This is a genomic window from Vibrio sp. T11.5, from assembly GCF_027587155.1.
Taxonomy (GTDB): Bacteria; Pseudomonadota; Gammaproteobacteria; order Enterobacterales; family Vibrionaceae; genus Vibrio; species Vibrio neptunius.
Genome location: NZ_JAPPTP010000036.1, coordinates 25,028 through 33,601, shown reverse-complemented (window position 1 = coordinate 33,601; position 8,574 = coordinate 25,028). Strand labels below are relative to the sequence as shown.

Genomic DNA, 8,574 nt, shown 5'->3' with positions numbered 1-8,574 from the left:
GCGCAGCAAGAAGGCCAATCGGAGCCTGTCACCACCGAAACAGTAAGCGTTGAAGCTGCTCAAGAAGATCCAAAAAAAGCCGCTGTTGCTGCTGCCATTGCTCGTGCTAAAGCTCGTAAAGCGCAGCAGCAAGCATCATCGGATACTCTGACCACCGAACCAGCAAGCGTTGAAGCTGCTGAAGAAGATCCAAAAAAAGCCGCTGTTGCTGCGGCCATCGCACGCGCGAAAGCACGTAAAGCTCAACAAGAACAAAACAATAAATTTGAGGAGAACGAGTAGTGGCCTTTTTCATTGCCAGCTCACCCCACGCTCACAACCGGAGAAGCACCCCAGATCTAATGAAGTGGGTGGCGATGTGTGCTTTGCCCGGCTTAATCGCTCAGACCTACTTTTTTGGCTGGGGAACATTAATTCAACTCGGCTTTGGCATTATTGTTGGGCTTTTGCTTGAAGCAGGTGTCATGTTCGCGCGGAAACGCCATCCGATGTCAGCCTTGCGGGACAATAGTGCAATAGTAACAGCTTGGTTACTTGCTGTAGCGATCCCCCCACTATCACCTTGGTGGCTCATCACGATTGGTTTAATTTTTGCGATTTTGATTGCCAAGCATCTGTATGGCGGTATTGGGCAGAATCTCTTTAACCCTGCCATGGTCGCTTATGTGGTATTGCTTATTTCCTTCCCAGTGCAAATGACCAGTTGGATATCACCCGCCGAACTGCAGCCTACAACAAGTTCGTTAGGTGATGCTTTTTCACTGATTTTCACTGGGTTTAACCTAGATGGTTTATCACTTCAGCAGATTCGAACGGGTGTAGATGGCACGACGATGGCAACGCCACTCGATGCTTTCAAAACCGCACTGCATACAGGAAATACGGCTGCCGAGGCTCTCCACCAGCCTCAATTCAGTGGTCTGGCAGGTATCGGTTGGGAATGGGTCAACCTAGCTTATTTAGCCGGTGGATTAGTACTGATCAAGTTAAGAGTGATCAACTGGCATATCCCGGTAAGCTTCCTAGTTAGCCTGACGGTGATGAGCGGCTTGTTTGCTATCTTGATCCCAGGAGAGACGGCGTCTCCGCTCATACATATACTCTCCGGAGCGACCATGCTCGGTGCTTTCTTTATTGCCACCGACCCCGTTTCTGCTTCTACGACGGTCAAAGGGCGACTGATTTTCGGTGCTTTCATTGGCGCAATGGTATTCATTATCCGAAGTTGGGGAGGCTTCCCTGACGGTGTCGCCTTTGCGGTACTGCTTGGCAACATGTGTGTGCCCTTGATCGATTACTACACCAAGCCTAGAACCTACGGCCACTAAGGAGCAGCATGCTAAACGCTATTCGCAAAAACGGTGCAATACTCGCCATTTTCGCCTGTGCTTCAACAGGCGTGGTCGCACTCACGCACTATTTGACCAAAGATCAAATCAGCCAGCAAGAACAAGCGCAACTGCTGTCTGTCCTCAACCAAGTTATTCCTCCTGAGATGCATGACAACAGCTTATATGAGTCCTGCACCTTGGTTTCCGATCCTGCTTTAGGCACTGACGAAACCATGCCTGTCTATATGGCGAGTAAAAATGGCAAACCGACTGCATTGGCGATAGAGGCTATCGCCCCAGATGGTTACAACGGCGCGATTAAAATTATTGTTGGTATCCAACAAGACGGCAAAGTTTTAGGAACACGAGTTCTGAATCATCAAGAAACACCTGGACTGGGCGATAAAATTGACTTGCGTGTCACCGATTGGATCCTGAGCTTCGCTGGTAAAAAGGTCACGCCTGAAAATGAAGCGGATTGGAAAGTACGCAAAGATGGTGGACAATTCGATCAGTTTACTGGGGCAACGATAACGCCAAGAGCCGTCGTCAAAGCAGTAAAAAATACAGTACAATTTGTCAACGAAAACCGCACACAGATTCAAAACCAGCCACGCCATTGTGGAGGCAACAATGAGTGATCATAAAACACTGATTAAAAACGGTATGTGGGACAACAACCCAGCTCTGGTTCAACTGCTGGGTCTCTGTCCATTGCTGGCGGTATCTTCAACCGTCACCAATGCTTTGGGTTTGGGCATTGCCACATTACTGGTATTGGTTGGTTCCAACGTTACTGTGTCTCTAGTACGTGACTATGTGCCAAAAGAAGTACGCATCCCTGTTTTCGTGATGATCATTGCCGCTTTGGTCACCTGCGTTCAATTGCTGATGAATGCTTACGCCTATGGCCTTTATCTATCTTTGGGTATTTTCATTCCTCTGATCGTAACCAACTGCATCATCATTGGCCGCGCAGAAGCGTTTGCTTCAAAGAACGATGTATTACCTTCCGCACAAGATGGATTCTGGATGGGACTAGGCATGACGAGTGTCCTTGTTGTCTTGGGCGCAATGCGCGAAGTAATTGGTAACGGTACCCTATTCGATGGTGCTGATCTATTGCTTGGCAACTGGGCAAGTGCTTTACGAATTGAGATATTCCATTTTGACAACAGCTTCTTACTGGCGCTACTTCCACCTGGCGCTTTTATAGGAGTTGGATTGCTCATTGCACTGAAAAACATCATCGACAAACAACGAGAAGCTCGTCAGCCAAAACTAGAAAAACCGACTATTGAACGAGCTCGCGTCACCAACCAGTAATCACTGGCTTACACACTGGAAAGCAGCTTCATCATGAACAAAGAAAAACGAGTACAAATACTGGAGCGTCTCAGGGAAAACAACCCAAACCCTCAGACTGAACTGAACTGGAGCACACCTTTCGAACTGTTGATTGCCGTGCTCTTATCCGCGCAGGCAACCGATGTCAGCGTCAATAAAGCGACCGACAAACTTTACCCAGTGGCAAACACACCACAAGGCTTGTTCGATTTAGGCGTCGATGGTGTCAAAGAGTATATCAAGACCATCGGTCTGTTTAACTCAAAAGCAGAGAACGTGATTAAAACCTGCCGTATTCTGCTCGATCAACATAATGGTGAAGTCCCTGAAGATAGAGCTGCACTTGAGGCTCTGCCAGGTGTCGGACGAAAAACTGCCAACGTTGTACTCAACACCGCGTTTGGCTGGCCGACGATTGCCGTTGACACTCATATTTATCGCGTCTCGAACCGTACCAAGTTTGCGATGGGAAAAAATGTCGATCAGGTTGAAGAGAAGCTACTTAAAGTCGTACCGAAAGAATTCAAACTCGATGTACACCATTGGTTGATTCTTCATGGACGCTACACCTGCGTTGCACGTAAGCCTCGCTGCGGTAGCTGTATCATTGAAGACTTATGTGAGTTTAAAGAGAAAGTTTACCCAGAAAACTAGGAGAGCAAAGCAATGTCAAACGGGCGTATTTTACACACCATGCTACGTGTGGGTAATTTAGATAAATCGATCCAATTTTATACTGAAGTCATGGGGATGCAGTTACTGCGTACCAATGAAAATAAAGAATATGAGTACACGCTTGCCTTCTTGGGTTACGGCGATGAATCTCAAGGAGCAGTCATTGAACTGACGTACAACTGGGGCACCACAGAGTACGATTTGGGTAGTGCATTCGGCCATATCGCAATCGGTGTTGAAAATATCTATCAAACTTGTGATGCCATCAAAGCTGCCGGTGGCAATGTCACTCGTGAACCAGGACCAGTAAAAGGTGGAACGACTCATATTGCCTTCGTTAAAGATCCTGACGGCTATATGCTAGAGCTCATCCAAAACAAACAAGCATCAGCAGGTCTCGAGGGCTGAACGACCTCATCATGAATTCTATAGGGCCGCATTCAGCTGCCCTATTATTTTCACTTTACATGATAATAATTATCATTTAATCTCCAGATATTGTGAATTCGGAGAGTGATAAAACAATGGGTATCGCTGAGTGGGAAAAACACACGCTACTGGCTGATCTGGCAATGAACAATGACGATCATCTGCGTAGTATCCTTCACTATCAACAAGCTCTGACATTAAGTGAGAGAATTGGTGATTCCAGCGAAATTGATGTTGAAGACAGGCTGATGATCTCTGTCATTTCCTGCCACAATATGGCTTCGTTTTGGCGAACGGTTGGTGATACGAAATACGAACTCAAATACCTTCAGTTGGCTTCAGAAAAAGTCCTTACCTTGGTGCCTCAATGCCCAAATAGCGATTGTGATGCCTTCGTCGATTCCATGGGCTGTTGTAAGAAGGCGCTCATCGAATTCATGAAACGACACCCAAATCCAAAGATAGCGAAATTGGTCCAGGATATAGACTCTGCGACCAACTGTAACTTGATCGCTAAGTTCCGACTCAACTAATAGTCATGCACAATAAAAAAACCAGCCTTGCGCTGGTTTTTACTATCAGACTTGAGTCCGTCCCAGAGATATGACGACTCGGCGATTTTTGTCTTTACCCAATGGTGAAGCGTTATCACCTACAGGACGACGACGCCCATAGCCCTGAACCTGAATCCTATCCTCAGGTAAGCCTAAAGATTGAAAGTAATCGCGCAGAACTTCCGCTCGCTGCTCTGACAAATTCTGGCTAGCACTTTTACTCTCATCATTCGCGGTGTATGTCGAGACTAAAACCAAATCTATGTCTTGATTATGGCGAATGTACTCCGCTATCTGGGCTAAGCGCTTCTGCGATGCCTTGTTCAACTGAACACTTGAGCGATCATAGTGCAAAATAGTAAAAGCAATATCTTCAAAGCTGTATGGCAACAAATTCGCGATACAGTCGCTGAACGCATTGTAGGAAGGTTGGAACAAGACTGAAGACAATGACACTTCTATACGCTGATCGCGACTTTGCCATTCCTGATAACTGAACGTTGGATAACGCCCTTTTTCGAGTTCAGTTAGAATACTCCACGCTGTTTGCCCACCAACATAACCATCGAACTGTTGGAAAAAACGAATGTTAGTAATTCGGTCCGCACTGTCGCCAGGACGCCAAACTGGGGGCATAGAAACCAATGACACGTCGCGGGTTTTCCCCATTGGTCGCTTCATTTTTAGCTCGAAATCAAGATTGATCTTTTTGCTTGCGTGGGAAGAAAAAACAGCGTCACCGTAATTTGGGATCGGATGCACCATCCGACACTCCAATGGCGTGTTTGCTATCATTTGCCACTGCGACTGCTGTGGCTTAGCCGCATAGTGAACATCCATCGCCGATGCTGAACAGGCAATAGAGGCGAATGTTAACGTTAAACTAGGGGCCAACAGTCTCTTCATGGGGGGCGGATTCTCTTACTAAACGCGGCGCAAATTTGCCGCTAATACTTCTACAGCATTTAGAATGCAATAATCTCGCCAGAAACTCATTTGACGCCTATATTTCTATCAATAAATACCGAATATCATTAATTGAACGATCCGGTTTGTCTTACCCCGAGAATCTGCAATAATGCTGCACTTGTCACATAATACTAGGCCAACATGACTGTAGAAAACGAAGCACTGACGCTCAAAAAACGATTTCGTGGCTATTTTCCTGTCGTTATCGACGTAGAAACTGCAGGATTTAACGCTAAAACAGATGCACTACTGGAAATCTGTGCCGTCACTCTGAAAATGGATGAAAATGGCAACCTTCAGCCTGCTTCAACCATACATTTTCATGTTGAGCCCTTCGAAGGAGCCAACCTCGAGAAGGAAGCTCTGGATTTTAACGGCATTCATGATCCCTTCAGCCCACTGCGTGGTGCAATACCAGAATCAGAAGCCCTAAAAGAAATTTATAAGCTTGTTCGCAAAGAGCAAAAAGCGGCCGATTGCGGTCGTGCGATTATGGTTGCACACAACGCAACTTTTGATCACAACTTTGTTATGGCCGCTAGTGAACGCAGCAAGCTCAAACGCGTCCCTTTCCATCCCTTCGCAACGTTTGATACCGCTACGCTAAGCGGCTTGGCTTATGGTCAAACGGTATTAGCCAAAGCATGTAAAACCGCAGGGATGGATTTTGACAATAAAGAAGCCCACTCTGCCCTTTACGATACACAGAAAACGGCAGAGCTCTTCTGCGGCATCGTCAATAAATGGAAAGCATTAGGTGGCTGGCCACTTGTTGATAATGACGCTGAAGACAATAACTAAAAAAGTAAACACAACAAACGAGTAAACTATGAATCCTGTGGTAATTTCAGTATGTATCATGCTGCTTCTAGCCCTGATGCGCGTGAATGTCGTGGTCGCCCTGACATTCAGTGCTATCGTCGGTGGACTGGTCGCAGGCATGAGCCTAAATGATGCGGTAGCCGCATTCGAAAGTGGTCTTGGGGGCGGTGCAACGATTGCCTTGAGCTACGCGATGCTGGGCACCTTTGCTGTAGCAATCTCTAAGTCGGGCATTACTGACTTACTGGCCAACAGTGTCATCAAACGCATCCATGGAAAAGAAAATGGCTCTGCGTCAACAGGTCTCAAGTATGCAGTGTTAATCGCGCTGATCTTAGTGACCATGTCATCTCAGAATATCGTTCCTGTGCATATCGCCTTTATCCCTATTCTTATTCCACCTCTATTAGGCGTGTTTGCCAAGCTGAATCTAGACCGTCGTATGATAGCCTGTGTGCTGACTTTTGGTCTTGTCACACCTTATATGGTGTTACCTGTTGGGTTCGGTGGTATCTTCCTCAACAACATCTTGCTTAAAAACCTACACGACAATGGTTTAGAGTCTGTTGTGGCAAACCAAGTTCCCGTCGCTATGTTACTGCCAGCAGCGGGTATGATCTTCGGTTTGTTAACAGCCATTTTGTTTAGTTACCGTAAGCCTCGTCAATATAAGGAAACAGAGCTGACACACGTTGACGAAAACACACCGTCAATCAACAAAAAGAACATCCTAATTGCTTGTGCAGGTATCATCGCAGCGCTGACTGTCCAGTTAACCACAGGCTCGATGATCATCGGTGCCTTAGCAGGTTTCATGGTCTTTACGTTTGGTGGTGTGATCGCATGGAAAGAAACCCATGACGTGTTCACTAAAGGTGTACATATGATGGCGATGATTGGTTTCATCATGATTGCGGCCGCTGGGTTTGCCGCCGTCATGAAGCAAACTGGCGGTGTAGAGTCTTTGGTCGAGGCACTATCGACTAGCATCGGTGACAACAAACCACTCGCCGCTCTTCTTATGCTGGTTGTTGGCCTATTGGTGACTATGGGTATAGGCTCGTCGTTCTCAACTATCCCTATCATTGCAACGATTTACGTACCTCTCGCGGCTGCATTTGGCTTCTCACCAATGGCAACAATCGCTCTTGTCGGTACCGCCGCTGCATTGGGTGATGCAGGGTCTCCGGCCTCTGACTCAACACTTGGCCCAACATCCGGCCTGAATGCTGATGGGCAGCATGAACACATTTGGGAAACCGTAGTACCGACTTTCGTTCACTACAACATCCCATTGATTGTGTTTGGTTGGATTGCGGCTATGGTTCTCTAGTCGAGCCAACAGAAAATCAACACACATAAAAAAAGCTGACTTTGATAGTCAGCTTTTTTATTACCTGTTGGATGTTACTTAGCGTGCTTGTCTGCCACAGCAGACAGGACTGGCACCATGTCTTTCAGCAACTCTTCTTCTACAGGCTTGCCCGAAGAATCCGTCACGTTGATAGATGTACGGTTACCTAAATCACCGAATAGGAAAGTATAAGTCCCTGATGAAAGTCCAATCGGCTTTACGCCAATTTCGGTCCAGAATGCATCATCTGGTGCAGCGTACTTGGCTTTCACTGTACCTTGTGATTGATTACGCTCTTCAATAGTGAAGCCCATTTCAGGCAGTAGCTTAGGCAGACGAGGCCATAGCATGTTGTATGGCGTACGTGCAATAATCACAGGGAAGCCACTGCGGTCAGTACCCATAGAGATCGGGATCTGCTTAACCAGCTCTTGAGCACGACGCGCCGCCGCTTGACGAATGTCTAAGTCGTAACGAGCAGTCACAAGGTTTGTCATCAAAGCGTTATAACGCTCTTTATTCGTTGCAGAGACTGGCATTTGCTTGCCAGCTTCACGCCAATCAATCAAAGAGATCTTAAAGCCGTAGCGATTGTTCGCCTCAACACTGGTGATTTCGTAACGAGAGCCGATCACAGCGTCTTCGTCTTCAGACTTCCAGCTGACCCAATCCGTCTCGATACGATTATCCGTTTGCACACGAATAGCAATGTTCTGTTCTTGCATCATGTTGAGCGCCGTTTGCCAGACTTTATCCAGCTCGTCTTGGCGCAGTAACCACAAGGTTACTTCACCATTCTTTCGCTCTGCACGCGCACCTGGGATCAACTCCAGAACCTGTTGTGGTGGGCGAATATCCACATCACGACCGACACCACCACGAAACTCTCCTTGAGGGATCTGGTAGTTGGTGTAGTTACGCGGATTCACACCTTCTATGTTATTCCACTCAGTCAGAGGCGGAGTATTGAGGTAATCAAAATCGTCCTTCGCCTGACGACGCTGAGTGGCATCGCCAGAACAGGCACTTAAAACAAAAACAGCTAGCGAACTGACCACTAGCTGATGAGACAATTTCATTGAAACTCCTGATA

Annotated in this window: 10 protein-coding genes and 1 pseudogene; 9 read left to right on the top strand and 2 right to left on the bottom strand. The window is 46.9% G+C overall.

What is annotated here, in order from left to right; translation table 11 throughout:
• From OH455_RS22145 to OH455_RS22115, 7 genes and pseudogenes are all read left to right on the top strand, one after another.
• A pseudogene (locus OH455_RS22145) lies at window positions 1-282 on the top strand (electron transport complex subunit RsxC); the annotation flags it as partial.
• Window positions 282-1,328 (top strand): electron transport complex subunit RsxD, encoded by a 1,047-nt coding sequence (gene rsxD, locus OH455_RS22140; RefSeq protein ID WP_269982806.1) that lies wholly within the window; start codon window positions 282-284, stop codon window positions 1,326-1,328. The pseudogene OH455_RS22145 and the gene rsxD, both read left to right, overlap by 1 nt.
• 8 nt (window positions 1,329-1,336) lie before the next feature.
• Window positions 1,337-1,972, top strand: coding sequence for an electron transport complex subunit RsxG (gene rsxG / locus OH455_RS22135; protein ID WP_045976675.1), 636 nt, complete (start codon window positions 1,337-1,339; stop codon window positions 1,970-1,972).
• Window positions 1,965-2,657 (top strand): electron transport complex subunit E, encoded by a 693-nt coding sequence (locus OH455_RS22130; RefSeq protein ID WP_045976676.1) that lies wholly within the window; start codon window positions 1,965-1,967, stop codon window positions 2,655-2,657. The genes rsxG and OH455_RS22130 overlap by 8 nt, the downstream gene beginning before the upstream one ends.
• Before the next feature lie 33 nt (window positions 2,658-2,690).
• Entirely contained in the window at window positions 2,691-3,332 is a 642-nt protein-coding gene (gene nth, locus OH455_RS22125; protein WP_006963075.1) for an endonuclease III, read from the top strand.
• A 12-nt stretch (window positions 3,333-3,344) separates the two neighbouring features.
• On the top strand, window positions 3,345-3,761 hold the full coding sequence (gene gloA / locus OH455_RS22120) for a lactoylglutathione lyase (protein ID WP_045976677.1): 417 nt from the start codon (window positions 3,345-3,347) through the stop codon (window positions 3,759-3,761).
• A gap of 116 nt (window positions 3,762-3,877) precedes the next feature.
• On the top strand, window positions 3,878-4,315 hold the full coding sequence (locus OH455_RS22115; RefSeq protein ID WP_045976678.1) for a DUF2753 domain-containing protein: 438 nt from the start codon (window positions 3,878-3,880) through the stop codon (window positions 4,313-4,315).
• Between the two features lie 45 nt (window positions 4,316-4,360).
• Here the strand turns inward: OH455_RS22115 and motY are convergent, their stop codons facing one another.
• Entirely contained in the window at window positions 4,361-5,242 is an 882-nt protein-coding gene (gene motY / locus OH455_RS22110; protein ID WP_206371684.1) for a flagellar protein MotY, read from the bottom strand.
• A 204-nt stretch (window positions 5,243-5,446) separates the two neighbouring features.
• Between motY and rnt the strand changes: the two genes are divergently transcribed.
• Both rnt and OH455_RS22100 read left to right on the top strand, forming a co-directional pair.
• Window positions 5,447-6,106, top strand: a complete 660-nt coding sequence (rnt, locus tag OH455_RS22105) for a ribonuclease T (RefSeq protein ID WP_206371683.1) — start codon at window positions 5,447-5,449, stop codon at window positions 6,104-6,106.
• A gap of 28 nt (window positions 6,107-6,134) precedes the next feature.
• Window positions 6,135-7,460 (top strand): Na+/H+ antiporter family protein, encoded by a 1,326-nt coding sequence (locus tag OH455_RS22100; protein WP_269982805.1) that lies wholly within the window; start codon window positions 6,135-6,137, stop codon window positions 7,458-7,460.
• A gap of 74 nt (window positions 7,461-7,534) precedes the next feature.
• On the opposite strand, the gene bamC is transcribed toward OH455_RS22100, so the two are convergent.
• Window positions 7,535-8,560 (bottom strand): outer membrane protein assembly factor BamC, encoded by a 1,026-nt coding sequence (gene bamC, locus OH455_RS22095; protein ID WP_206371681.1) that lies wholly within the window; start codon window positions 8,558-8,560, stop codon window positions 7,535-7,537.
• Between the last annotated feature and the right edge of the window lie 14 nt (window positions 8,561-8,574).